This window comes from Streptomyces aurantiacus (assembly GCF_027107535.1).
GTDB lineage: Bacteria > Actinomycetota > Actinomycetes > Streptomycetales > Streptomycetaceae > Streptomyces.
The window spans coordinates 2821908-2845158 of sequence record NZ_CP114283.1 but is presented as its reverse complement, the minus strand read 5'-3'; the positions used below and the strand labels follow the sequence as shown (position 1 = coordinate 2845158).

The following is a 23251-nucleotide window of genomic DNA, read 5'->3' as shown; positions in this document are numbered from 1 at the left end:
CGTGACATGACGAACATTCCGCCCCCGGCCGAGGAACTGCGCATCCTCGACCACGAGCTGCGGCAGCTGGACGCGCGCAGGGCCCAGTTGCTGGCCCGCCGGACCTGGCTGCTCGGCGTGCTGCGGTCGGCCGGGGCGCAGGCTCCGGCCGTCTGGCCCGCCCGCACTCCCGCGTCCCGTCCCGAACGGCCCGAGGCCTCGGCGCACGGCGTACAGAACGTGCTGCTCGTGCTCGGCGGCACCCTGCTGACCGTCGCGGCGATCGCGTTCACGCTGGTGAGCTGGGGGCACCTGGGCATCGCAGGGCGGTCCGTGGTCCTCGGCGCCGTCACCCTGGCCGCGCTCGGTGCGCCGGTGCTTCTCCTGAGGCGCGGGCTCCGCTCGACGGCCGAGTCGGTGGCGGGCCTCGGCCTGGCGCTGACGGTGCTCGACGCCTACGCCCTGCACGAGGTCGCCTTCCCCGAGGTGGACGGCACCGGCTGGGCGGCCGCGGCGTCGGCGCTCCTGGCCGCACTGTGGACGGCGTACGGCCTGCGTCTCGGCGCTCTGCGGCTGCCGCTGCCGGCGGCCGTGGCGGCATCCCAACTACCCCTGCTGCTGGGGGTGGTGGCGGCCGGCGGCGGCGACCACACGATCACGGCGGCGCTGCTGGTGACCGCCGCGCTCGACACCGCACTGGCGCTCCGGGTGTCCGGGCGGGCGGTACGCGCCGTCGCGGGAGCCGGCGCGTACGGGACCGCCGCCTGGGGCGTCCTGGCGGCCGGATGGCTGTCGTGGGAGGCCACCGGTCCGGGCGCCGCCGCCCGTGCGGCGGCGCTCCTCGCCCTCGCCGCGGCGATCGCCCTCGGGGCCGCGTGGCGGGCCCCCGCCGCTCGGGCGGCGCTCGGTCTGGCGCTGACCGGCGGTCTGGTGGCCGTCGCCGCGGCGGGCGGCGTGCTGCGCACGGTGCTGCCCGGCGCGTGGACGGTTCCGGCCTGTCTGGCCTGCGGTGCCGCGCTGCTCCTCGTGCGCGGTACCTGGCTGCCGGAGACCGTACGCCGTGGTCTGTGGTGGTCCTCCGCGAGTGTGCAGGCCCTGGCGGTGGCGTGGGCGCTGCCCCTCGTCACCGTGGTCGCCATCGGTCCGGTCGGCTGGGCGGCCCGCGTCTGGGGCGGAGCGCCGTCGGACGCCCGGGACGCGGTGACGGTCGACACGCCCTGGCCGTCGGGTACGGAGACGGCTCCGCTGGTACTGGCCGCCGTCGCGGTGGTTCTCGCGCCGGCGTTCCGCGCAGGACCGCACCGCACCGCCGCCCTGAGCGGTGCGCTCGCTCTGGCCTGGGCAGCCGTCCTCGTCCTGCCCGCGACGCTCGGACTGCCCTACTCCGCGGGCCTGTTGACGCAGGGCGTGATCACGGCGGCCGCGCTGGCGGTCACGGCCTACAGCCGTGACCGACACCTCACCGGTGACGGCCCGGCAGTACCGCCCGTGCCACCGCTTCCGGCCGGCACTCGGCCCTCCCCCGTGTCACTGACCGCCCTCTGCCTGGCGCTCCTCACCTCTCTCCACCTCGTCGCGCTCTCCCTCGCCGACGAAGCCGCCACCCTCGGCGTCCTGGCGGGCATGACGGCCCTGTTCGCGGCGGCCGCCGTCCGGCTGAAGCAGGAGTCACGGGCCGTCACGGCCGCAACCTCCCTCGCGTACGCCGGCGCGCTGGCCTGTGCCACGGGGGCGTTCCTGGGCTGGCAGCCGCACCACGTAGCGCTGCTCGTCCTGGTGGTCCCGGCCGTGGCGGCACTGCTGGCTCCCCGGACCGGGGACACGGCGACGACGGTGTCCGTCGAGGCGGCGGGAGCCGCGGCGGGTCTGGTGGCGATCGGCCTCGCGCTCGCGGAACCGCCCACGCTCGCCCTCGTCCTGGCCCTGTGCGGCGTGATCGCCGCGGGCACCGCGGTGCGCGCGGACCGCAGGCAGGCCGGATACGCGGCAGCGGCCCTGTTCGTGCTGGCCACCTGGGTGCGGCTGGTGTCCTGGGAGGTCGGCTCCCCGGAGGCGTACACGCTGCCGGTGACCGTGCCCGCGCTGGTCGTCGGGTTCGTCCGCAGGCGCCGTGACGCGGAGGCCTCGTCCTGGACGGCGTACGGGCCCGGCCTGTCGGTGACGCTGGTGCCGAGCCTGATCGCGGTATGGGGCGACTCCGGCTGGCCGCGCCCGCTGCTGCTCGGCGCGGCGGCGCTGCTGGTCACCCTCGCCGGTGCCCGGCAGCGCCTCCAGGCACTGCTCGTCCTCGGTGGCGGCACGCTCGCCCTGGTCGCCCTCCACGAGCTGGCCCCGTACATCGCCCAGGCCATGGGCGCGATTCCGCGCTGGGTACCTCCCGCGCTGGCGGGTCTTCTGCTGCTGGCGCTGGGCGCGACGTACGAGCAACGGCTCCGGGACGCCCGCCGGGTGCGGGAGGTACTGGGAAGGATGCGCTGACGTCGGGCGCCCTCCGGGCGGGGAACCGCGCGACCGGCCTCGATGGCCGCGCGGTCACCCCTGCCCTCAGCGGGGCGTCACGGCATCTTGTCTCCGACGAGGGCCAGGTTCTGGATGGCCGCCAGCCCGTACAGCGCCGTCGTGTTCGTCGACACCCACGGCGCCTCGCGGCCCGGGACCAGGCCGGTCGGCCCCTCGACCTTCTTCGTGGACCAGTCCGTCGACTCCTTGTAGTCCCACGCGTCGGCACTGTTGTAGAACTGCCGCCATGCCCGCGCGGCCAGCTTGTCGTCACCCAACTCGACGGCTGCGTAGGCGTCCTGGCGCGAGTGGCCCTGGAACAGCAGCAGCGAGCCGAAGTTGGACCCGTACCGGGCGGCCTGCTCGGCCTTCGTGGCGTTGAAGTAGCGGCAGTAGTCGAGCCACGCCTCCTTGAACTTCGGCATGTCGATCTGGTCGAGGAGTTCGGCGTTCAGCTCGACCAGGCCGAACATCGCCGAGAGGTGCGACACCCCCACCACGGCCTTGTCCGCGACGGCGAACTTCCCGGTGTCCAGGTCGTACAGGGCAGTGCCCTGAACGAACCCGTTGGGCTGCGCGGCGATGGTCTCCATCGTCGACAGGACCCGCGCCCTGGCCTTCTCCCACTTGGGGCCGCGCCGCTCCCACTCGGTGAGCCACGCGGACACCAGGCCGCTCCAGTCGGTGCCGAAGCCGATCGACAGGGCGTTGCGGTCCGGCTCGTACGGCTCGGTGCGGATCTTGCGGATCGGGTCGAGGACGAGGAACGTCTCGTCGGAGTCGACGTTGGCGTGCATGAGGTCGCCGACGCGTTCGTCCGCCGTGAGGAAGTAGTAGTAGCGGCGGTAGGTGGTGTTGGCGATGCGCTGCTGCTTGGCGCTGTCCGCGTAGTGCTGGACACCGTGCCGGGTGCCGAGGCCCGCCCACTTGCCCAGGTGGTAGACGTCGACCTCGCCGGTGTGCCGGGTCATGGCCTCCGCGAACCGGAAGATGTCGGCGCGGCCCGAGCGCATGTACGCGAACCAGAGCCACAGGTCGGGCGAGAGCTCGGAGTTGTCCCAGGCGTAGCCGCCCACGTCGTAGCACCACTGGTGCCGGCTCGGGTCGTACGAGTGCATGATGTCGCCGTAGTCCCAGAAGCCGTACCAACGGCGCATCTCCACCTGGTCCTTGTAATAGGTGAAGAGGAAGTCGAGGTGGTCCTCGATCTTCGCCTTGGCGGCGGTGGAACGGTCCGGCTCGGAGAACAGCCTGCCGAAGACACCGGCCTTGATGAGGTGACCCGGCGGAGCGGCGAGCTGCGCCGGGGTGCGCACGGCGTCCACCTGCTTGGCCATCGCCTCGGCGCTCGGCGTCGACTCGTGCGCCCAGAAGAGGAGTTCGCTGGTACGGGCGATGCCGTACGGGGTGCCGAAGCCGGGCTCGTAGTCCTCGTAGGTGATGTTGAGGCCCTCGAGCTGTTCGGGGTAGGTGTCCTGGCCCATGCCGTCGTGGTAGAAGCGCAGGTCCATGGGCTGCGACTCGGGCGACCACAGCCACAGGGTGACCTCGGCCTCGTCGGTCTGCGCGTCGCGGATGTCGAGCTGGGCGGGGAACTTCTCCCAGAAGTCCCGCAGCCCGAAGGCCAGTCCGCCGCTCGCACCGCCGACGTACCCGAAGCCGCTCGCCCGGCGGCCACCACCCGCGCCGATCCAGCCGTGGCCCTTCTTGGTCCGCTTGCGGACCGTGAAGCCGTCGGCGGAGAGCTGCGAGAGGGTGTAGTCACCCCATTCGGGGATGTACTGGAGCCGGGTGGTGACCCGCTGGTCCCAGGTCGACGGGTCGGGCAGCTTCTCGCCCTCGAACTGGGCCGTCCGCACGGCGGCGCCCGGGTCGCGTCGCAGACCGGTGACGCCCTTCACCGCCTCGCGGAGCAGACCGGTCCCCTCGCCGCCGATACGGATGTGCCGGTCGTACGCGGCGTCGCGCATCGGCACCTTGAAGCGGACACCGATGCCGCGGATGAAGTCTCCGCCGGCCTTGCCGGGCTCCTGGGTGCCGTCGAAGGTGATCGTGTGCACCATGCGGAAGGACTCGGCGCCCGCGTAGAAGTAGAGCCGGACCGAGAAGGGGAGCCAGCTCCGGCCGCCCTTGCGGTGCTTGCCGTCGATGCGGACGACCGCGCGGACCGGTCCGTCCTGCTCGACCTCGGCCTCCGCGACGACACTCTCGAACCGTTCGTACTTCTCCGTGCCCTGGTCGCCGTCCTCGATCTCGGGCTGGCGCAGCAGCACGAGACGGCCGTCCTTGGCGATCTCCGTCGAACCGCGCAGCACGGACTTCACCAGCGTGGAGCCGCTCTTGCCGATCCTGGCGGTGATGACACCGGTCGAGACGGTGATGGAACCGCCACGCCTGTCGACGGTCACCTTCTTCGCGGGAGCCGCGGGCGAACCCGCGTCGAGCGTGAGCTTCCCGTTCCCCGCCTCCGGGCCGACCGCGTGTGCCGTCCACTTGAGGGAGCCGTCCGGCCAGTAGCCGATCGGCCAGGACTGGACGGGCACCTCCTTGCCGTCGGCGTCCTTCAGCGCGAACGTCTGGTCCTTCTCGTACGTGCCCTTCGGCCAGGGCACGCCCACCGTCGAGCCGGGGGCGGCGCCGAGGCCGCCGTCCTCCAGCCAGTCCAGGGTCACCGGGTCCGCGTCGGCGGCCTCGGCTCTCGGCGCGGCCTGTGCGTCCTTCGCGCCCAGGGCCCAGCTGAACTGGGCGGCGGCTCCGGCGACGGCGGCCGCCTTGAGGAGGGACCTGCGGGGGATGGGAGACATCAGGGCTCAGCCTTCCTTTCCGTACGGGGAAGTCAGGGGCATGACAGAGAGAGGTGCGACGCCGGGGCGCCGGCCTTGTGCGGTGTGGCCGGTCAGCGGCGCCGACCGCGCTCCTCCACGGCAAGGGCCGCCGCCGCTACGGCCCCGAGGACGGGGATCGCCAGCGGCAGCACGAACCAGGCGGAGCAGGCCACGACGGCCAGTCCGCCGACGAGCAGGAAGGACCCGGCGGGGTCCAGGACGGTGCGGCGCCCGGCGGCGGGCAGCAGCTCCCGCCAGGAGGCTCCAGGCTCCCAGACCGCCGCCGCACGCAGCCCGGCGACGGCGAGTCCGATCAGTGCGAACAGCCCCACGGCCCCGACGAACGGGCCGCCGGGGATCCCGGCGCGTACGGCCTGGACGTCGACCCACACCGCGAGGGCCGCGGCCCAGCCGAAGAGCCCGGCGAGCCATCCGCCGCGCACGGCCGCACGGAAGTCCGCGACGAACTCCCGCCAGCCGCCGCCGACGTGGGCGGTACGCCGCCGGAGGTGCCGCGATCCGGCGGCGAACGCGGCGGGATAGGTGACCACCGGCAGCGAGGCCAGGGCGATCCACACCCCCGTGAGCAGACACTCGGCGAAGAGTGCGAACCGCTCGGCGAAGGCGGACTCCCGCTTCGGCAGCTTCCGGACGGACGCCGGCGCCGGTGCCGTACGAGCCTTCATGTGTGCCTCAGCCCTTCAGCCCGGAGGTCGCCATACCGTCGATGAGGTAGCGCTGGAAGGCGAGGAAGAAGGCCAGCACGGGCAGCAGCGCCACCAGGGACATGGCGATCATGCCGCCGTAGTTGGCGACGCCCTCCTGGTCGCGGAACATCATCATGCCGAGGGAGACGGTGTACTTGGCGGGCTCGTTGAGGTAGATCAGCGGGCCCATGAAGTCGTTCCAGGCGTTGATGAAGGTGAAGATCGCGCTGGTGATGAGAGCCGGCCGGCAGAGCGGCAGCACGATCGACCAGTAGATCCGCAGGTGTCCGCAGCCGTCGAGCCGCGCCGCCTCGTCCAGCTCCTTGGGCAGGTTCCGCATGAACTGCACCATGAGGAAGACGAAGAACGCCTCGGTGGCCAGGTACTTGCCGATCAGCAGCGGCACGTACGTGTTGATCAGTTCCATCTTCTGGAACATCACGTACTGCGGGATGAGCAGCACGTGGTACGGCAGCAGCAGCGTGCCGATCATCAGCGAGAACATCAGGTTGCGTCCGGCGAACCGGATGCGGGCGAAGGCGTACGCCGTCAGCGAGCAGGAGATGAGGATGCCGACGACGGAGCCGAGCGCGTAGAAGAGGGAGTTCTCGAAGAACGTCGCGATCGAGATGTCCGCGATGCCGTCGGCGAGTCCCTTGAAGTTCTGGAGGATCGGGCTGGTCGGGAAGAGCTCCAGGCTGCCGATGATCTCCCGGCTGGGCTTGAACGAGGCGCCGAGGACCCAGATGACGGGGTAGAGGACGACCGCGAGGACGAGCAGGGCGCCGATGTGCCAGGCGAGCGATCCGGTGCGTTTGCGCCCTAGTTCCAGGGGCTTGCGCTCAGTGGTCGTGGTGGTGCTCATCGGGAGGCCTCCTCGTAGTGCACCCATCGCTTCTGGGACCAGAAGAGGACAACCGTCACCAGCGCCACGGCGAGCAGCAGCATCCAGGCCATCGCGGAGGCGAAGCCCATCTGGGCTTCCTTGAAGCCCTTCTGGTACAGGTAACAGGTGTAGACGAGCGTGGAGTCGGCCGGTCCGCAGGTGGCGTTGGAGACCACGTACGCCGAGCCGAAGATCTGGAACGAGTGGATGGTCTCCAGCAGGACGTTGAAGAACAGCACCGGCGAGATCATCGGCAGGGTGATGCTCCAGAACCGCTTGAACGGCCCGGCGCCGTCCACCTCGGCCGCCTCGTACAGCTCCTTCGGCACCTGTTTCAGACCGGCGAGGAAGATGACCATGGGTGCGCCGAACTGCCAGACGGTCAGCGCCACCAGGCTGTAGAGCACCCAGTCCGGGTCTCCGACCCAGCCGCCCACGTTCCAGCCGAGGAACGACTGCGTGCGGTTCACGATGGCGTCGTCGGAGAAGAGCGCCCGCCACACGAAGCCGACGGACACACTCGCGCCGATCAGCGACGGAGCGTAGAACGCGGCCCGGTAGAAGGCCTGCCCGCGCCTGCTCTGCGCGAGCAGCAGGGCGACCCCCAGCGCGAGCAGCAGCTTCAGCGGGGTGCCGATGACGACGTACTTCGCCGTCACCTCCACCGACTTCTGCCACCGTGGATCGTCGAGCATCCTGGTGAAGTTGTCGAAGCCGATCCACTTCGGGGAGTCGAAGAGGTTGTAGTCGGTGAACGCGAAATACAGCGAGGCGGCCATGGGCCCCGCGGTCAGCAGCAGAAAGCCCGCGATCCACGGGGACATGAAGAGATAGCCGGCCAGATTCTCCCGGCGCCCCCGCCGCCTCACGGCGGCGGGGGGACCGGGACGCTTCTCCGGAGCATCCGGCGGAGAGTCCTTGATGAGCGTCGTCACAGCTGTTCCCATCAGGCGGCGAGGGCGGTCTTCGCCTCGGAGAAGAACTGCTTGACCGCGTCGGAGACCTTGGTCTTGCCCGTCGACATGTCGGCGGCGACGCGCAGGAAAGCGGCTTCGACGGTGTCGGCGCCCGCCGGGTGCGGGGTGATGGTCCCGAGAACCCCGGCCTTGGCGACGTCCTCCTCGTACTTCGCGATCGCCTGGTTCGGGGCGTCGGTCGGCTTGTACGCCTCGAACTGCTCGGTGGTGGCGAGGATGCCGCGGTCGTAGCCCATGATCTTGCCGACCTCGGGGTCGTGCACCATGAAGTCGATGAACTGGGCGACCTCCTTGGGGTGCTTCGTCCGCGCCGAGCCGCTCAGCATGAGCGAGGAGAGGTACTGACCGGTCTCCTTGCCGTCGGTCGTCGGGATCGGCGCCAGCCCGTAGCTGCTGTCCCCCTCCGTGGTGTAGCGCACGGTGAAGTTGTCCCAGGTGAACTCGGACGCGCCGTCACCGGAAGCCAGCGCCGACTTGGGCTTGAGCTGCTCGACCTTCTTCGGGTCGGTGATGATCCCCGCCTTGACGCGGTTGTACCCGTCCTGCCACCACTCCGTCAGATCGGCCTCGTCGAAGCCGAGACCGTCCTCCGTGAAGAACGCCTTGCCGTTCTGCCGCAGGTAGAGGTCGTACAGGTACATGATCCCGAAGTAGCCGGTGTCGCCCGCCACCTTCTGGGTGTCGTGGATCTTCTTGAGGGCGGCGAAGTACTCGTCCCAGGTCCAGCCCTGCTTGGGCTTGATTCCGGCCTTCGAGAAGACCTTCTCGTCAATGACCAGTGACATGGTGTTGGAGCCGACGGGTATGCCGAGCAGCTTTCCGTCCACCTCGCCGACCTTCTCGACACCGGCGCGGAAGTTCTTGAGGTTCAGATTTCCCGCGTCGACTTGGGGCTTGAGGTCGAGCAGGACACTTCTCTTGTCGTACTTCCGCAGAAAGGCGACGGCGTTCTGGAATACGTCCGGCGGATTCCCGCCCGCGGCCTGGGTCTGGAACTTCTCCCAAAAGGCCACGTAATCCTGGAAGTCCGTCTTCACCTTGATCTTCGGGTACTTCTTCTCGAAGAGCTTGATGGACTGATTGATGCGCTTGGCCCGCTCCTCCGCACCCCACCAGGCGAAGCGGATCTCGACGCTGCCGTCCCCCGACCCACCACCGTCTCCCCCGCAGGCCGTTGTCGTGGCCAGCCCCAGTGTGGCCAGCGACGCTCCGGTCGCCTTGAGGACCGTCCGCCTCTCGACACTCCCGTTTTTCCCCATAGTCGGGCCTCCCCGCGACGTCACTGTCCGCTGCCATGAATCGTTTCAAGTAAGCGCTTGCTGGCACAAGGTACGGAGGCCCTCAGCGGGCGTCAATGATTCGGACAGGAATTGATGTGAACCGGGCTGCCCACGCGAGCACGCGAACTGGCCTGAAACCGACCGGGAGTTGGATGATTCCGCAGGTGGGGAGGGGCGTGTCGGGTGGTCGAACAACGCTGCGGAGGAGGGCAGTTGAAAAGAGGACGGCCGGAAGCGAGAGGCGCGGGGACGCCGGAGTGACGGTGGGTGGCGACCGCGGACGCCGGACGCGTCCGCACCACCGGTTCAGCCGGCCGGCCCGTCCAACCGGTCCGAACCGACAGCGGAGACAGCGGGGCGCCGATGACGGGGCGAGGCCGGCCCCACGGACCCCGGGAGACGGCCGACGTGCGTGAACGGGCCGCATGCGGGGGTGAGTTGACGAAGCAGGGAGAGCGGCGATCGAGCCCCCGGGCACCCCCTCCCGCCGGGGCGGGGGCCGCGACAGCGCCGGGACGGCCGCGGGGTGGCCGACGGAGGGACCATCGGAGCGGCCGGCGGGCAAGCAGCGGGCGGCCCCATTCCGACGTCGCGCCCTCTCGGCGCAGAACGCCTGGTCAGGACGGTGAAGCGTCCCGGGCGGAACAGCCTCGATCCCCGGGGTCCGGACCCCAAAGCCTGCAGAACGCCGACAGGCGGCTCGGGTCCACGTCATCCGTGGACCCGAGCCGCCTGTCGGCAACGTGGGCGATACTGGGATCGAACCAGTGACCTCTTCGGTGTGAACGAAGCGCTCTCCCGCTGAGCTAATCGCCCGGGCGCAGACAGTAGATTACCCCATGTCAGAGGGTGGTCCGACCGGGCCCAGGAGCCTGCCCACGGGCGGGCGGAGCGCCTCTACTCCTTGATGCTCCACGGCATCGCGAGGCCGAACTTCCAGACGTAGACACCGGCCAGCACCGCGATGATCACCAGCCCGACGGTCGTCAGGATGATGTTGCGGCGTCGGACCTTCGGGTCGAGAGCCTTCTGTGTCGCCTCGGTGACTTTGCGTTTGGTCCAGCGGAGCGCCAGCTGCGCCCAGACGAACTCGGTCGCCCAGATCGCCATGCCGCCGAAGATCACCAGCCAGCCCGGGCCGGGCAGGGGCAGCATGATCACACCGGCCACGACGACCGCGAGACCCACCACGAACACGCCCACCTGCCAGCTCAGATGCAGCATGCGGCGGGCCTTGATGAAATGCGGCGCCCGGGATCCGAGCGCCGGCTCGCCCTTCGTTTCGTCGGTCGCCATGGCGACCTCCCCCGATCCGTCACTCCCCGTATTCATACGGCCAAACCCTACCGGACGGAAACCAGTCACCGAAATGGTCGTACTACGCGAACGAGCACTCGGCCGGATGAGGTACCTAAAGACACGCAAAACACTCAGAGGGGTTTACAACGGCACCGTAGGTGGCATGTCGATTTCGCCGACGTGCGAATCCCCGAGCGCACACTGAGCGAAAGGCCCTGGCGCTTATGAACACCACGGTCAGCTGCGAGCTGCACCTGCGCCTCGTTGTGTCGAGCGAGTCCTCTTTGCCTGTCCCCGCAGGCCTGCGGTACGACACGGCCGATCCCTACGCCGTGCACGCCACCTTCCACACCGGAGCCGAGGAGACAGTCGAATGGGTGTTCGCCCGCGATCTCCTCGCTGAGGGTCTTCATCGGCCCACCGGTACCGGCGACGTCCGAGTCTGGCCGTCCCGCAGTCACGGTCAGGGCGTCGTGTGCATCGCCCTGAGCTCTCCGGAGGGCGAAGCCCTGCTCGAGGCCCCGGCGCGGGCCCTGGAGTCGTTCCTGAAGCGAACCGACGCCGCCGTGCCCCCCGGCACGGAACACCGGCACTTCGATCTCGACACGGAGCTCTCTCACATCCTGGCCGAAAGCTAGGACGAGGCTCCGCACCAAGCCGCCCGGCGCCGTCCACTCGGGGAGACGGCTCGGGCTCAGACAACCGCATATGGCATACACGGGCGCCGTCTCCGCGAAACCACGCGGGGGCGGCGCCCGTGCGTGCGTCCCGGGGACGGGCCCCTGGAAGGCGCAGGCGCACCTCGCGCCCGTCCGGGCACGGAGGTGGCCCCGCGTACCGTCCGCGACCGCGTGCGGGCCGCACACGGCCTCCTCCCCGGCATCCTCCGCGTGGCCGGCTCCGGGTCACCCGCGCCGGGAAGCCGCTAGCATCGGCCAGCATCGGCGGGCGTCCGCCCGACCCCCAGGCCAGGGAGCGAAACGTGCTGATCACCCACGACACCCGGTGCGCCCTCGACACCGTGGTCGATCTGGTGAACACCGCACCGGAGGACGACACGACGGACGGACTGGCGAACCTCGCGGCGCTGCTCGAGTTCGTAGGAAAGCACGACATGAGCGATGTCGGGACCCTGACCGAGCTCGACCTCTCGGCGGTGCGCAGGATCCGCGGGCGCTTCGCCGGGGTCTTCGCGGCTCCCGACGCCCGGGCCGCCGCCGTGCTCATCAACGACCTGGTCGCCGCCGCGGGCACCACGCCCCGCCTCACGGACCACGACGGCTACGACTGGCACGTGCACTATTTCGCGCCGGGCGCGTCCGTCGCCGACCACCTCGCCGCGGACTGCGGCATGGCACTGGCCTTCTTCGTGGTGGCGGGGGAACAGGAGCGACTGCGCCGCTGTGAGGCACCGGACTGCCGACGCGCGTTCGTCGACCTCTCCCGCAACCGCTCCCGCCGCTACTGCGACAGCCGGACCTGCGGAAACCGTCTGCATGTGGCCGCCTACCGGGCGCGACGCAAGGAGGCGGCGGGCTGACGGAGTCCTCGGCGGGTGACGCCAGGGACTCCGCGTACGGCTCAGAGCAGCAGCAGATCGTGCAGCGAAGCCATGAGCAGCAGACAGCCGATCACCGCAAGGAAGATCATCAGCGGTGGCTGGGAAAGCGCGAAGAGACAACCCCGCCGCTCCTCGGAAGGAACCACGGTGTCGCTCTGGGTTGTGTCCAGCATCTCGCCGCGATGATGACGCAGCCGGGACTCCCGAAGCGATCAACACGCCCGAAATATGGGGGAGTTAGCCGAAATCCGTGACACGGCGGTCCACGATCTGGGATAGGCCCTCTCGCCCGTGCCCCGGTCGCGTGTCCGCCCGGTCCGGCGGGTCGGCGCGCGATGCCCTGCGCTGCGGTTTCCTCAGATCCCGTGCTTCTTCAGGATGGCCTCGATGTCGCTGAAGTCGTCCCCCGCCCCGGCCTTGCCGGGCTTGGCCGCGGGCCGGGCTGCCGGGCGGACGGCCCCCGGGCGCAGCGAAGGCGCCGAGGCGGCCGGGGCCACCGCCTCGCGCTGCGCGGCCCGGGCCGCCCTGCGCTCCTTGCGGGTCCCGCCCGTACGACGCTCCACGGCACGCGTGGTCATGAACAGCAGCCAGGCCACGCCGAGCACGCCGAACCCCGCCCAGGCCGTCGGACTGAAGGCGGTCTCGGCCACCCATTCGACGGCCCCGGTCAGTACCAGGCCCAGCGGGACCAGCGCGTACGCGGCGAGGCGGGCCGCCGCGAGGAGACGCTTGCGGTACGCGGTGACCGCGGCGATACCCAGGCCCGCCGCGGCCACGGCGGAACAGACGGTCTCGGCAATCATCCGGTCCTCCAGGCATGGCGGGGTCGGGCAGGGCCCACTTCGTCCCTTCCATCCTGCACCGCCCCACGCCCGGTATGCCATGGTCCGGGGATACCTCAGGGACATCTCCGGGTCGGGTCCTCCTGAGGTCGCGGTCCCGGCGACTCGTCCCGCGGTCCCCGTCCCAAGGACCGACTCCCGGGTCCCGGCCGGAAGGACCGGCCCCGGTCCGGGCCGGGCTGGTCGCGCCGGCCCCGGGCCCGGCCGAGTCGCCCGCGGTTGCGGTCCGCCCCGGGCCGCCGGTGCTCCCGGTTGGGTCGCGCGGGCCCCGGCTGGGACACTGGCCCCATGAGCGACTCCTCCTCCGCCCGCCCCGCCGTCCCCGTCCTGGACGTCTGGTGCGAACTCCAGTGCCCGGACTGCCGTAGCGCCCTCGACGACCTGCGCGCGCTGCGCGCCCGCTACGGGGACCGGCTGGAGCTGCGGCTGCGGCACTTCCCGCTGGAGAAGCACCAGCACGCGTTCGCGGCCGCGCAGGCCGCCGAGGAGGCCGCGGAGCAGGGCCTGGCCTGGCCGTACGTCGAGGCGGTGCTGGAGCGTGTGTCCGAGCTGGACCGCCGGGGAGAGGCCCTTCTCGTCGAGGTCGCCCGGGAACTCGGCCTGGACGCCGAGGAGTTCGACACGGCGCTCATCGACGGGCGGCACATGCTGATCGTCGACGCCGACCAGGCCGAGGGCAAGGCCATCGGCGTGACCGGCACCCCCACCTACGTGATCGACGGTGAGCACCTGGACGGCGGCAAGAGCCAGGAAGGGCTCCGCGCGCGCGTCGAGGAGATCGTGGACCGGCTGCTGGCCGAGCGGGACGCCTGACGGCCCCGGCCGCTTGCCCTACAGCAGGTCCTTGTAGAGGTGGTACGTGGTCGTCTCGTAGCCGAGTGACTCGTAGAGCCGCTCGGCCGGGGCGTTGTCGGCGAAGACGTTCAGGCGGATGCCGGGGCGTCCGGCGGCGACCGTCTGCGCCTCCGCCAGCAGCATCAGCGAACGGCCGTGGCCCCGGCCCCGGTGTCTCTCGTCGGCCTCGACGTCGTAGACGAACGCCCACCCCTCGCTCGATCCCAGTTGCAGTGTGCCGACCGGCGTTCCCTCGTGCTCCAGGACGAGGATGTCCATCCCCTCGCTGCTGAGCCCGTCCGGCAGCAGAGTGGCGTGGTCCAGCTCGGACTTGGCTCGGGCCTCGGCCTCGGGCACCCCCCGGGTGATCCACTCCTGGGCGTAGGCCTCCTTGACCTGCTCCACCCACGGCCCGTACTCGGCCTCCGTCATGGGCCGCCCCCGGCTGCCCGCGGGCAACGCGGGCGGCGCGGGCGGCGCGGCGCCGAGCCGCTTCTCCATGGCGCGGTTGCGCACCACGTACCCGAGGGCCGTCGCCAGCCGCAGAGCGGCCGCCGCACCGGCGGGTACCGACGCCTCGATCCGCTCGCAGCCCCAGCCGCGTGCCACCTCCTCCGCGGCGAGCGCGGCCACGGTGGCCCGTCCGCGCCCCCGGTCCGGCTCCTCGATGGCAAGCTCACGGATCTGGGCCACCGACGACCCGAAATCGGGGTGGGTGGCCAGGTGCACCGCGCCCACGGGACGGCTGTTCACGCACACCGTGTAGTGGCGGGACAACGCCCCGTCGGCATCGCGCTGAAGCGGCTCGGTCGGCCGCAGGGTGGTGGTCATCAGGGGTGTTGTACCCGCCCGGACGGGGCTCGCGCCATCCGTTTCGGCCGACGGCCGCCGGCTCATGGATCGAGGTCGTCGCCCGCCCGCTCGCCGAAGATCCGCATGGCCTTCGCGGTCACCGGGCCCGGCGCGCCGGGCAGTTCGCGGCCGTCCACCCGGTGCACGGCCTGCACGTCACGCAGCGTCGAGGTCAGGAAAATCTCCTCGGCCCGCTCCAGGACGTCCAGCGGCAGGTCGGTCTCCCTGGCGCCCGTCCACTCGACGGTGAGGGCGCGCGTGATGCCCGCGAGGCACCCGGAGGAGACGGGCGGGGTGTGGATCTCGCCGTCGAGGACCACGAAGACGTTGGAACCGGTCCCTTCACAGAGCTGTCCGACGGTGTTCGCGAACAGCGCCTCGGAGCCGCCCTGTTGGCGGGCGCGGGCCAGGGCGACGACGTTCTCCGCGTACGACGTCGTCTTCAGGCCCGTCAGCGCGCCGCGTTCGTTGCGGGTCCACGGCACGGTGATCACGGCGGTGGAGTCGGGGCGTCGGTGGGACTCCCCCAGGGCCACGACGAGGGTCGGCCCGTGCTCACCACGGTCCGAGCCGAGCGGCCCGTGGCCCCCGGTGTACGTGATCCTCAGGCGGCCGAGCGGCATCGGATCGGCGTCCAGGACGGCCGTGCAGGCCCGGCGCACCTCGTCACGGTCGGGCTCGGGCAGACCGAGACCGCTCGCCGAGCGCGCCAGCCGGTCCAGGTGGCGGGTGAGCGCGAACGGGCGGCCGTGGACCGCCTTCACGGTCTCGAAGACGCCGTCGCCCACGGTCAGCCCGTGGTCGAAGACGGAGACACTGGCCGTCTCGCTGTCCTGCAGCCCGCCGTCGAGCCAGATCTTCACTGAACCTCACCTCGCGTGAACGTGCCGGGTTACCGACCCGACGTGCTTTCCCGGCCGGCGGCCCCGGGGTCGTCGGGCTCGTCCTCGGGTGCCGCCCCGTCCGTGTCGTACGCCCCTGGGTACACCCCCGACGCTACAGCGAGCAGCCGGGCGGCCTTCAGCTCGGTCTCCGCCCACTCGCGCTCGGGATCCGAACCCCAGGTGATGCCCGCACCGGAGCCGAAGCGCAGCACGCCCTCCGCCCGGTCGATCCAGAAGGTACGGATGCCGACGGCCAGCTCGCCGGTGCCGCGATCGGCGTCGACCCAGCCGATGCCACCGCAGTACGGCCCCCTGGGCACCGTCTCCAAATCCTCGATGATCCGCAGCGCGCTGGACTTCGGGGCGCCGGTGACGGATCCGGGCGGGAAGGCCGCGGCCAGCAGCTCCGGCCAGCCCACGTCCGCACGCAGTTCGCCGCGGACGGTGGAGACGAGGTGGACGAGCCCGGGGTGCTTCTCGACGACGCACAGGTCGGGCACGGTCACGGTGCCGGTCGCGCACACCCGGCCCAGGTCGTTGCGCACCAGGTCCACGATCATCACGTTCTCGGCGTGATCCTTGTCCAGCAGGTCCGCCTCGGTCCGTCCCGTGCCCTTGATCGGCCCCGACTCGACGACACGGCCGGTGCGGCGCAGGAAGAGCTCCGGGGACGCGGTGGCCGTCTCGACCCCGTGACCGGGCAGGCGAATCGTTCCGGCATACGGCGCCGGGTTGCCGCGCGCCAGCAGGGCGGTCAGCGCGTCCACGTCGGCGTCCGGTGCGACGGGCGCCGAGAGGACACGGCAGAGGTTCGCCTGGTACACCTCGCCGGCCGCGATGTGCTCGCGGATGCGGCGCACCCCCGCCGTGTACGCGGCGCGGTCGAGCGACGACGTCCAGTCACCGGCGGCGGGCCCGCGCCACTCACCCGGCACCGGCGCGGGCACGGTCTCACGCCGTACGTCCGCGAAGCGGGCGCAGACCGTACGCCCCTCGAAGTCGGCGCTGACGGCCCAGAAGCCACCGGAGTCCAGGGCCGCGGGATCGCTGGTGACATCGAGGAGGCCGGTCGCGACGAGGCCGCCGAAGCGGGCGAGAGCTGGGAGATCCTGCACGACTGCGAGTCTATGGTGGGTGACCTGCGGGTGCCCCGACCGTGTCCTGGAGCGGGCGTAGCGCAGCACGCTGCACAAACGCGTTTTTGTGCTGGCCCCGGAATCCGCTAGAGTTCAACACGTCGCCGGGAAGCGTGAGCCGACCGGAAACGACAAGCGGACGTAGCTCAGTTGGTAGAGCGCAACCTTGCCAAGGTTGAGGTCGCCAGTTCGAACCTGGTCGTCCGCTCGCAGGAAGGGGGGGATCTTCCCGACCCCCGCACTCCTGGTGGAGTGGCCGAGAGGCGAGGCAACGGCCTGCAAAGCCGTCTACACGGGTTCAAATCCCGTCTCCACCTCCAAGGACGATTAGCTCAGCGGGAGAGCGCTTCCCTGACACGGAAGAGGTCACTGGTTCAATCCCAGTATCGTCCACTGGATCTTCCGGTACGTTCGGTGAGATTCGGTCCCGCGCGATTAGCTCAGCGGGAGAGCGCTTCCCTGACACGGAAGAGGTCACTGGTTCAATCCCAGTATCGCGCACGCAGTACGCACCACCAGCAGGTCCCATCCGCGCGATTAGCTCAGCGGGAGAGCGCTTCCCTGACACGGAAGAGGTCACTGGTTCAATCCCAGTATCGCGCACACACCGAAGCCCCCGGCCGTCTCGTACGGTCGGGGGCTTCGTCGTTCCTCCGGTCCGGTCAGGAGGAGAAGAGCATGTGGCCGAAGCTCTTGTGACGCTTGTTGTGGCCGTAGTGGCCGCCATGTCCGCCGTGGCCGCCCTGGCCGCCGTGAGGAGCTCCCCAGGCCGGGGCGGGAGCGGACGGGTACGCCTGCGGGGCGCCCGGGGGCGGCGGTGCGGGCTGCGACCACTGGCCCTCCATGCGGGTCAGTGACTCCAGCTCGCCGTAGTCGAGGAAAATCCCGCGGCAGCCGCTGCACTGCTCGATCTGGACACCATTGCGGTTGTACGTGTGCATCGGCGCATGGCACTTCGGACACTGCATGCTCGGCTCAACTCCTCGCCGGTCGGTACTGCTTCCGCCAGGACAGACACTGCCCGGGTTCGGTCGGTTGCACCCTACGTCGCGTATTCTCCCGCCAACTCCGGCGGGTGGGCGGCCATTCGGTCACATGCGTCGATCACGGACGTCTCGACCTCGTCCAACGGGCGCCCGCCGGCCACCGACTTCACGATCGCCAGAGCCGCCGTCTGTACGGTCAGGGCACGGGCCGGCACGTCGAGGGCCGGCCAGGGGTCACCGTCCCCGGGGACGGCCGGGCCGGCTGCCTTCCGGTACGCGGTGAGGAAGCGTGTCCATTCGTCGGGCGGGAGAAGACCGCAGGCGAACCAGGCCGCGGGGCGGGCCAGGTCCCAGGCGGGCTCACCCCGGCCGAGGTCGTCGATGTCGATGAGCAGCCAGTCGCCGGCCTGCGAACGCACCAACTGGCCCAGGTGGAGATCCCCGTGGCAGAGCGTGCGGGTGTCCGGCATCGGGGCCTCGCCGCGCGCCCAGGAGGGCAGAACGGCCCAGGCGCGCAGCACCGGAGCGGCCGCCGCATGCGGGCCCGCCGACCTGAGCCGGGCGATCGCACGGGCCGCCTTCGCCGGGCCCCGCATCGGCGGAAGCCCGGGCGGCAGCACCGGCTCCGGAGTCCGGTGCAGGTGCGCGAGGAGCGTCCCGGCCTCCTCCCAGGGGGCGGCCTCGGGGTCGTCGCGGTCCACGGGGGTGCCGTACGGCCAGAGCGTGACCGGTCGCCCCTGCAGCTCGGCCACGCTCGCGCCGAGCGGAGGCAGGAGGACGTGGGCGAGTCCGGGGTGGGCGGCGACGGCCATGCGTGCCGCCAGCGCGGGCAGGTCCGTGTCGGGGGCGTGCGCCTTCGCCACGGTGCCCGCATGCCGGACGACGGCTCCGTCGGGCCGGTCGGCGAGCACGGAGGCCCCCGTACCGCAGGCACACGCCTGCGCGGCCGGATGAACGGCGGCCCGCACCTTCGCGCGGAGCGCGGGCAGCAGCACGTCAGCGGTCACTCGGGTCCCCCTCGGGTCGTACCTCCCGCCGGGTCCAGCGCCGACGGTCCTCCCGGAGCGTACGCAGGGCAAAGCAATGCGGGCGCAGCTCCCCAGCTGCGCCCGCATTTTTGCCGTCCGCCGCACCCCCGTCCCCACGGGGTTTCATGGCCGGATGTCCCCGCCCGGACCGCTCTTCCGGGCCTGGGGCGCCGCTCAGCGCCCCAGCATCACGCCCACGGACGACGCCTGTGTGACCACTGCTTCCCAGCCTCCGAAGACGACTACGAGCAGGGTGGCCAGAGGAAGGACCATGGCGGTCGCCACCAGCGGGTGGCGCCGGCCGGACCGGCTGGAACCGAACGCTGCGCTGTACGCCCTGCGTCCCTGCGTGCGGATCATGGTCCGCGGTGCGATGTCCGCCATGGTCCCTCTCCTGACCGTTCTGTTGAAAAGCTTCTGACGTCTGGCAGCGGCGGGTGTCTGACCTCGGGGGACGAGTGCTGCACCCGCCGCTTGAGAACCAATCTAGGTGCGGGGCGCGTGCGGGTCGTCATGCCCTCGTACCTATTACCGGGCCTCCCGGAGGATGAGCGGTGACCTGCGGAGTACTCCCCTGGGTGGAGAAGAGGTCCTAGGTCTCGGGGGTTTCCCGGAGGGGACGTCCGGTCTGTTCCGAGCTGTCCTCCCTCGGGACCGGCTGTTCGACCAGGGCGAGCACCCTGGTGGCCATGAAGCGGGCCGTGCGGACGACCGATCCGCTGCGGGTGACTTCGCTCACTTCGACCACTCCTCTGCGGACCGCCGTCTCCACCCGGCGGCCCGCACGACTGGCCACCACCTCGTACGTACGGGTCGTGTCCCCCGCGTCGACCACTATCTCCACGCGATCACCCTTCACGGGCCCAATCCCCCTTCTGCGACGGATGGTTGGGGATCCGCGCAGCTCAACACCGCCCGGCTCCCCCGTCCCCTGACCACCTTTCAAGTTTCCCACCCGGCACTGACAATCGGTCGGTCCGCGAGGGCGCGGCCTCTGCGCGCACCCGGCCGCGGAAACGTAAGCTGTGGCTCGTCAAACGGACCGGGCAGCGGGGATGGACATGGCGATGATGCGCCTGAGGCGCGAGGACCCGCGTGTCGTCGGCTCGTTCAGGCTTCACCGACGGCTCGGCGCGGGCGGGATGGGCGTTGTCTATCTGGGTTCCGACCGGCGTGGCCAGCGGGTCGCCCTGAAGGTGATCCGGCCCGACCTCGCGGAGGACCAGGAGTTCCGGTCGCGCTTCGCCCGTGAGGTGTCGGCGGCGCGCCGGATCCGGGGCGGGTGCACCGCGCGGCTCGTCGCCGCGGACCTGGAGGCCGACCGCCCCTGGTTCGCGACGCAGTACGTTCCCGGTCCCTCGCTGCACGACAAGGTCACCGAGGAGGGCCCGCTCTTCGCGGCCGAGGTCGCGGCCGTCGGCGCCGCCCTCTCCGAAGGACTCGTCGCCGTGCACGAGGCCGGGGTCGTCCACCGGGACCTGAAGCCGTCGAACATCCTGCTGTCCCCGAAGGGGCCGCGCATCATCGACTTCGGCATCGCCTGGGCGACGGGTGCGAGCACCCTCACCCACGTCGGTACGGCGGTGGGCTCGCCCGGTTTCCTGGCGCCGGAGCAGGTGCGGGGCGCCGCCGTCACACCGGCCACGGACGTGTTCGCGCTCGGTGCCACGCTGGCGTACGCCGCGACCCAGGACTCGCCCTTCGGGCACGGCAGTTCCGAAGTGATGCTCTACCGCGTGGTGCACGAGGAGCCGCAGCTGCACGGGGTGCCCGACTCGCTGGCGCCTCTCGTACGCGCCTGCCTGGCGAAGGATCCCGAGGAACGGCCCAGCACACTGCAGTTGTCGCTGCGGCTCAAGGAGATCGCGGCACGCGAGACGCACGGGATGGGCGACACGCGCCCGCCCGTTCCCCGTGCCGCGGAGGCCGACCGGCCGACCGGGCGGCTCGACGACAGTTACCCGGAGCAGCGCACCCGGCGCACACCGGGCACTCCCCCGCCGCGGGGCAACGGCACCCCGTCGCGGTCCGGGGCGCGCCCTGCCCCCTCGCGGGGCAACTCGACGCGCTCCAACTCCGGCAGCCGTTCCGGCCCGCAGCGCAGTGGGACGGGGCGTCCCGGGCCGCGCACCACCGGGACCGGCCGGCGGCCGGCCAACCCGCGGCTGCTGAGGCAGCGGCTCTTCGTGTTCGTCGTGGTGACACTGCTGGTGGCGCTGGCGATCGCGGCGGCCCAGGGCTGCCAGGGGCCGGCCCGCGGACTCGGCGGCGACCGTGTGCAGGAGCGCAGGCAGGAGCACGTACAGCCGGACCGCGTACCGCCTGCCACACCGCGCGCGGCCGGGCGTCAGGCGTAGGAATCCGGAGGCGGCCGGCGCCCGCGGTCCGCGGGCGCGGGCCTCAGGGCCGTGGGCGGCCGGTCGCCACCGCGTAGAACGCGACCGCGGCGGCCGCACCCACGTTGAGCGAGTCGACGCCGTGGGCCATCGGGATGCGGACCCACTCGTCGGCGGCCACGAGCGCCTGGGTGGACAGGCCGTCGCCCTCCGCGCCGAGCATCAGCGCGACCCGGTCCATCCGGTGCGGGGCCACCTCGTCCAGGGTCTTGGCCTTCTCGTCCGGGGTGAGCGCGAGGAGGCCGAAGCCCGCCTCCCGGACCGACTCGAGCCCCTTGGGCCAGGAGTCCAGACGCGCGTACGGGACCGAGAAGACCGCGCCCATGGAGACCTTCACCGAACGCCGGTACAGAGGGTCCGCGCAGTCCGGGGAGAGCAGCACCGCGTCCATCCCCAGGGCGGCGGCGGAGCGGAAGATCGCCCCGATGTTGGTGTGGTCGTTGACCGACTCCATGACCACGACCCGGCGGGCCGTCCGGAGCAGGTCGTCGGGGGTCGGCAGCGGTTTGCGCTGCATGGAGGCGAGCGCGCCGCGGTGCACGTGGTAGCCGGTGACCTGTTCGGCGAGGTCCGGGCTGACCGCGTACACCGGGGCCGGGAGTTCGTCGATGACGTCGCGCATGACGTCGACCCACTTGGCGGACAGCAGCATCGAGCGCATCTCGTAGCCGGCGTCCTTGGCCCGTCTGATGACCTTCTCGCCCTCGGCGATGAACAGGCCCTCGGCCGGTTCGCGCTTGCGGCGCAGCTCCACGTCGGTCAGGCCCGTGTAGTCACGCAGGCGGGGGTCGGCTGGGTCCTCAACGGTGATGAGATCGGCCACAGGGTGATACTGCCTTGTCCTGGGTGCGGTGCCAACGGCTGGGAACGGTTGTGTTACCCGGGGTTACTCAGATGTCTCGAACGAGCCGTCCGCGCTCACGGTGACGACCTCGCCGATGACGATGACCGCCGGGGGCCGCACGTCCTCGGCACGTACCGTCCCGGCGACCGTCGCGAGCGTCGCGTCGACGCGGCGCTGCGCCGCGGTCGTGCCCTCCTGGACGAGCGCCACGGGGGTGTCGGACGCCTTGCCGTTGTCCATGAGTGTGCGGGCGATGGCGCCGATCTTGTCCACGCCCATCAGGACGACCAGGGTGCCGCGGAGCTTGGCGAGCGCCGCCCAGTCGACCAGGGAGCGTTCGTCGTCGGGGGCGACATGGCCGCTGACGACGGTGAACTCGTGGGCGACTCCGCGGTGCGTGACCGGGATGCCGGCCGCGCCCGGGACCGAGATCGAGCTGGAGATGCCGGGGACGACCGTGCAGGAGATGCCCGCCTCGGCCAGTGCCTGGGCCTCCTCCATGCCACGGCCGAAGACGAAGGGGTCGCCGCCCTTCAGACGGACCACCGACTTGCCCTGCTGGGCGTGCTCGATGAGCGCGTTGTTGATGGCCTCCTGGGCCATGAAGCGTCCGTACGGGATCTTCGCCGCGTCGATCACCTCGACGTGGGGCGGCAGTTCGGCGAGCAGGTCGCGGGGGCCCAGGCGGTCGGCGATGACCACGTCCGCCTCGGCGAGGAGGCGCCGCCCGCGGACCGTGATCAGGTCCGGGTCGCCGGGGCCGCCGCCGACCAGGGCGACGCCGGGCGTGCGGGTGCGGTAGTGGGGTGCCACGAGGGTGCCGTCGCGCAGGCCCTCGACCACCGCGTCGCGGACGGCCGCGGTGTGGCGGGGGTCGCGGCCCTTGGCGTTCGTGGTCAGGACGGCCACGGTGACGCCCTCACTGTGGCCCGTCGCCGGGGTCCAGGCCGTGGCCGCGTCGGCGTCGTCCGAGCGGACGCACCACACGCGGTGCGTCTCCGCCTCCGCCGAGGCCGCGATGTTCGCCTCGGGGTCGCTGGTGGCGATCAGGGCGTACCAGGCTTCCGCGAGGTCGCCCGGCTCGTAGGGGCGCCTCGTCCAGGTCAGTTCGCCCGCGTCCGCCATGGCCTCGACCGAGGGGGTGGCGGCCGGGGAGACGAGGTGGATGTCCGCGCCCGCCGCGATGAGGGCGGGGAGACGGCGTTGGGCGACCTGGCCGCCGCCGAGGACTACGACGCGGCGGCCAAGGAGGCGGAGGCCTACGGGGTAGGCGGGGTGTTCGGCCATGGAGGTGCGGCTCCTCATGCGGGTGGTGCGGTGGGGGCGCTGCTGCCTTGGAGCGGCCCTGACGTGCGGATTTTAGAGTGCGGCGTGGTGGACGGCTGGGGTGGGGTTTCTTTCCCCCGGTCCGGCCCTTGCCGAAACTGGGGCTGCGC

Annotated in this window: 22 protein-coding genes and 6 tRNA genes; 10 read left to right on the top strand and 18 right to left on the bottom strand. The window is 71.4% G+C overall.

Features of this window, described 5'->3' with window-relative positions:
• Positions 1-6 precede the first annotated feature (6 nt).
• The gene (locus O1Q96_RS14315) at positions 7-2457 is read left to right on the top strand and encodes an SCO7613 C-terminal domain-containing membrane protein (protein WP_269248530.1); all 2451 of its coding nucleotides are present in this window, start codon (positions 7-9) and stop codon (positions 2455-2457) included.
• Positions 2458-2534: 77 nt separating this feature from the next.
• On the opposite strand, the gene O1Q96_RS14310 is transcribed toward O1Q96_RS14315, so the two are convergent.
• The 7 genes from O1Q96_RS14310 to O1Q96_RS14280 all read right to left on the bottom strand — a co-directional run bounded on the left by O1Q96_RS14310 (position 2535) and on the right by O1Q96_RS14280 (position 10485).
• Entirely contained in the window at positions 2535-5282 is a 2748-nt protein-coding gene (locus O1Q96_RS14310) for an exo-rhamnogalacturonan lyase family protein (RefSeq protein ID WP_269248529.1), read from the bottom strand.
• Positions 5283-5374: 92 nt separating this feature from the next.
• Positions 5375-5989 (bottom strand): hypothetical protein, encoded by a 615-nt coding sequence (locus O1Q96_RS14305; protein ID WP_269248528.1) that lies wholly within the window; start codon positions 5987-5989, stop codon positions 5375-5377.
• 7 nt (positions 5990-5996) lie between these two features.
• Entirely contained in the window at positions 5997-6875 is an 879-nt protein-coding gene (locus O1Q96_RS14300) for a carbohydrate ABC transporter permease (RefSeq protein WP_269248527.1), read from the bottom strand.
• Positions 6872-7843: a carbohydrate ABC transporter permease gene (locus O1Q96_RS14295; protein ID WP_269248526.1), complete on the bottom strand. Its 972-nt coding sequence runs from the start codon at positions 7841-7843 to the stop codon at positions 6872-6874. Before O1Q96_RS14295 ends, O1Q96_RS14300 begins: the two co-directional genes overlap by 4 nt.
• On the bottom strand, positions 7843-9132 hold the full coding sequence (locus O1Q96_RS14290) for an ABC transporter substrate-binding protein (RefSeq protein WP_269248525.1): 1290 nt from the start codon (positions 9130-9132) through the stop codon (positions 7843-7845). The genes O1Q96_RS14295 and O1Q96_RS14290 overlap by 1 nt, the downstream gene beginning before the upstream one ends.
• 765 nt (positions 9133-9897) lie before the next feature.
• Positions 9898-9969: transfer RNA gene (locus O1Q96_RS14285), tRNA-Val, on the bottom strand.
• 81 nt (positions 9970-10050) lie between these two features.
• A complete protein-coding gene (locus O1Q96_RS14280) occupies positions 10051-10485 on the bottom strand; it encodes a TIGR02611 family protein (RefSeq protein ID WP_269248524.1) in 435 nt (144 codons plus the stop codon).
• Positions 10486-10676: 191 nt separating this feature from the next.
• Between O1Q96_RS14280 and O1Q96_RS14275 the strand changes: the two genes are divergently transcribed.
• The gene (locus tag O1Q96_RS14275) at positions 10677-11090 is read left to right on the top strand and encodes an SsgA family sporulation/cell division regulator (RefSeq protein WP_003959770.1); all 414 of its coding nucleotides are present in this window, start codon (positions 10677-10679) and stop codon (positions 11088-11090) included.
• Positions 11091-11434: 344 nt separating this feature from the next.
• A complete protein-coding gene (locus O1Q96_RS14270) occupies positions 11435-11992 on the top strand; it encodes a CGNR zinc finger domain-containing protein (RefSeq protein ID WP_217454349.1) in 558 nt (185 codons plus the stop codon).
• A gap of 41 nt (positions 11993-12033) precedes the next feature.
• On the opposite strand, the gene O1Q96_RS14265 is transcribed toward O1Q96_RS14270, so the two are convergent.
• Both O1Q96_RS14265 and O1Q96_RS14260 read right to left on the bottom strand, forming a co-directional pair.
• Positions 12034-12186 (bottom strand): hypothetical protein, encoded by a 153-nt coding sequence (locus O1Q96_RS14265; protein ID WP_217454350.1) that lies wholly within the window; start codon positions 12184-12186, stop codon positions 12034-12036.
• Positions 12187-12369: 183 nt separating this feature from the next.
• Positions 12370-12816, bottom strand: coding sequence for a hypothetical protein (locus O1Q96_RS14260; RefSeq protein WP_269248523.1), 447 nt, complete (start codon positions 12814-12816; stop codon positions 12370-12372).
• A gap of 327 nt (positions 12817-13143) precedes the next feature.
• Between O1Q96_RS14260 and O1Q96_RS14255 the strand changes: the two genes are divergently transcribed.
• Complete coding sequence (locus O1Q96_RS14255; protein WP_269248522.1) at positions 13144-13668, top strand: DsbA family protein; 525 nt, start codon at positions 13144-13146, stop codon at positions 13666-13668.
• Between the two features lie 18 nt (positions 13669-13686).
• On the opposite strand, the gene O1Q96_RS14250 is transcribed toward O1Q96_RS14255, so the two are convergent.
• The 3 genes from O1Q96_RS14250 to O1Q96_RS14240 form a co-directional block, all read right to left on the bottom strand.
• Positions 13687-14520: a GNAT family N-acetyltransferase gene (locus tag O1Q96_RS14250; RefSeq protein WP_269248521.1), complete on the bottom strand. Its 834-nt coding sequence runs from the start codon at positions 14518-14520 to the stop codon at positions 13687-13689.
• Between the two features lie 62 nt (positions 14521-14582).
• The gene (locus O1Q96_RS14245; RefSeq protein ID WP_269248520.1) at positions 14583-15404 is read right to left on the bottom strand and encodes an aminotransferase class IV; all 822 of its coding nucleotides are present in this window, start codon (positions 15402-15404) and stop codon (positions 14583-14585) included.
• 29 nt (positions 15405-15433) lie between these two features.
• The gene (locus tag O1Q96_RS14240; RefSeq protein WP_269248519.1) at positions 15434-16540 is read right to left on the bottom strand and encodes a chorismate-binding protein; all 1107 of its coding nucleotides are present in this window, start codon (positions 16538-16540) and stop codon (positions 15434-15436) included.
• 156 nt (positions 16541-16696) lie between these two features.
• Between O1Q96_RS14240 and O1Q96_RS14235 the strand changes: the two genes are divergently transcribed.
• From O1Q96_RS14235 to O1Q96_RS14215, 5 genes are all read left to right on the top strand, one after another.
• Positions 16697-16769 (top strand) — tRNA-Gly (locus tag O1Q96_RS14235).
• Positions 16770-16807: 38 nt separating this feature from the next.
• Positions 16808-16881: transfer RNA gene (locus O1Q96_RS14230), tRNA-Cys, on the top strand.
• 1 nt (position 16882) lies between these two features.
• Positions 16883-16954: transfer RNA gene (locus O1Q96_RS14225), tRNA-Val, on the top strand.
• A gap of 36 nt (positions 16955-16990) precedes the next feature.
• Positions 16991-17062: transfer RNA gene (locus tag O1Q96_RS14220), tRNA-Val, on the top strand.
• Between the two features lie 30 nt (positions 17063-17092).
• Positions 17093-17164: transfer RNA gene (locus tag O1Q96_RS14215), tRNA-Val, on the top strand.
• Positions 17165-17223: 59 nt separating this feature from the next.
• Here O1Q96_RS14215 and O1Q96_RS14210 read toward each other — a convergent pair.
• From O1Q96_RS14210 to O1Q96_RS14195, 4 genes are all read right to left on the bottom strand, one after another.
• Positions 17224-17529: a TFIIB-type zinc ribbon-containing protein gene (locus O1Q96_RS14210; protein WP_269248518.1), complete on the bottom strand. Its 306-nt coding sequence runs from the start codon at positions 17527-17529 to the stop codon at positions 17224-17226.
• 74 nt (positions 17530-17603) lie between these two features.
• Positions 17604-18554 carry a phosphotransferase enzyme family protein gene (locus O1Q96_RS14205; protein ID WP_269248517.1) on the bottom strand — a complete coding sequence of 317 codons (951 nt, stop codon included), beginning with the start codon at positions 18552-18554 and terminating at the stop codon, positions 17604-17606.
• Between the two features lie 195 nt (positions 18555-18749).
• Complete coding sequence (locus tag O1Q96_RS14200; protein ID WP_269248516.1) at positions 18750-18959, bottom strand: hypothetical protein; 210 nt, start codon at positions 18957-18959, stop codon at positions 18750-18752.
• 208 nt (positions 18960-19167) lie between these two features.
• Positions 19168-19434, bottom strand: a complete 267-nt coding sequence (locus O1Q96_RS14195) for a hypothetical protein (protein ID WP_055511046.1) — start codon at positions 19432-19434, stop codon at positions 19168-19170.
• 202 nt (positions 19435-19636) lie between these two features.
• Between O1Q96_RS14195 and O1Q96_RS14190 the strand changes: the two genes are divergently transcribed.
• Positions 19637-20932 carry a serine/threonine-protein kinase gene (locus tag O1Q96_RS14190; protein WP_419586880.1) on the top strand — a complete coding sequence of 432 codons (1296 nt, stop codon included), beginning with the start codon at positions 19637-19639 and terminating at the stop codon, positions 20930-20932.
• A gap of 43 nt (positions 20933-20975) precedes the next feature.
• On the opposite strand, the gene O1Q96_RS14185 is transcribed toward O1Q96_RS14190, so the two are convergent.
• Together O1Q96_RS14185 and cobA are read right to left on the bottom strand one after the other, a co-directional pair.
• Positions 20976-21794: a TrmH family RNA methyltransferase gene (locus O1Q96_RS14185; RefSeq protein ID WP_269248515.1), complete on the bottom strand. Its 819-nt coding sequence runs from the start codon at positions 21792-21794 to the stop codon at positions 20976-20978.
• Positions 21795-21857: 63 nt separating this feature from the next.
• Positions 21858-23102, bottom strand: a complete 1245-nt coding sequence (gene cobA / locus O1Q96_RS14180) for a uroporphyrinogen-III C-methyltransferase (protein ID WP_269248514.1) — start codon at positions 23100-23102, stop codon at positions 21858-21860.
• Positions 23103-23251: the final 149 nt, after the last annotated feature.

Excerpts from the sequence above, each read along its gene's own strand:
- O1Q96_RS14315 (WP_269248530.1), top strand. The coding sequence starts at position 7 with ATGACGAACATTCCGCCCCCGGCCGAGGAACTGCGCATCCTCGACCAC.
- O1Q96_RS14310 (WP_269248529.1), bottom strand. The coding sequence starts at position 5,282 with ATGTCTCCCATCCCCCGCAGGTCCCTCCTCAAGGCGGCCGCCGTCGCC.
- O1Q96_RS14305 (WP_269248528.1), bottom strand. The coding sequence starts at position 5,989 with ATGAAGGCTCGTACGGCACCGGCGCCGGCGTCCGTCCGGAAGCTGCCG.
- O1Q96_RS14300 (WP_269248527.1), bottom strand. The coding sequence starts at position 6,875 with ATGAGCACCACCACGACCACTGAGCGCAAGCCCCTGGAACTAGGGCGC.
- O1Q96_RS14295 (WP_269248526.1), bottom strand. The coding sequence starts at position 7,843 with ATGGGAACAGCTGTGACGACGCTCATCAAGGACTCTCCGCCGGATGCT.
- O1Q96_RS14290 (WP_269248525.1), bottom strand. The coding sequence starts at position 9,132 with ATGGGGAAAAACGGGAGTGTCGAGAGGCGGACGGTCCTCAAGGCGACC.
- O1Q96_RS14280 (WP_269248524.1), bottom strand. The coding sequence starts at position 10,485 with ATGAATACGGGGAGTGACGGATCGGGGGAGGTCGCCATGGCGACCGAC.
- O1Q96_RS14275 (WP_003959770.1), top strand. The coding sequence starts at position 10,677 with ATGAACACCACGGTCAGCTGCGAGCTGCACCTGCGCCTCGTTGTGTCG.
- O1Q96_RS14265 (WP_217454350.1), bottom strand. The coding sequence starts at position 12,186 with ATGCTGGACACAACCCAGAGCGACACCGTGGTTCCTTCCGAGGAGCGG.
- O1Q96_RS14260 (WP_269248523.1), bottom strand. The coding sequence starts at position 12,816 with ATGATTGCCGAGACCGTCTGTTCCGCCGTGGCCGCGGCGGGCCTGGGT.
- O1Q96_RS14255 (WP_269248522.1), top strand. The coding sequence starts at position 13,144 with ATGAGCGACTCCTCCTCCGCCCGCCCCGCCGTCCCCGTCCTGGACGTC.
- O1Q96_RS14250 (WP_269248521.1), bottom strand. The coding sequence starts at position 14,520 with ATGACCACCACCCTGCGGCCGACCGAGCCGCTTCAGCGCGATGCCGAC.
- O1Q96_RS14210 (WP_269248518.1), bottom strand. The coding sequence starts at position 17,529 with ATGCAGTGTCCGAAGTGCCATGCGCCGATGCACACGTACAACCGCAAT.
- O1Q96_RS14200 (WP_269248516.1), bottom strand. The coding sequence starts at position 18,959 with ATGGCGGACATCGCACCGCGGACCATGATCCGCACGCAGGGACGCAGG.
- O1Q96_RS14190 (WP_419586880.1), top strand. The coding sequence starts at position 19,637 with ATGGCGATGATGCGCCTGAGGCGCGAGGACCCGCGTGTCGTCGGCTCG.
- cobA (WP_269248514.1), bottom strand. The coding sequence starts at position 23,102 with ATGGCCGAACACCCCGCCTACCCCGTAGGCCTCCGCCTCCTTGGCCGC.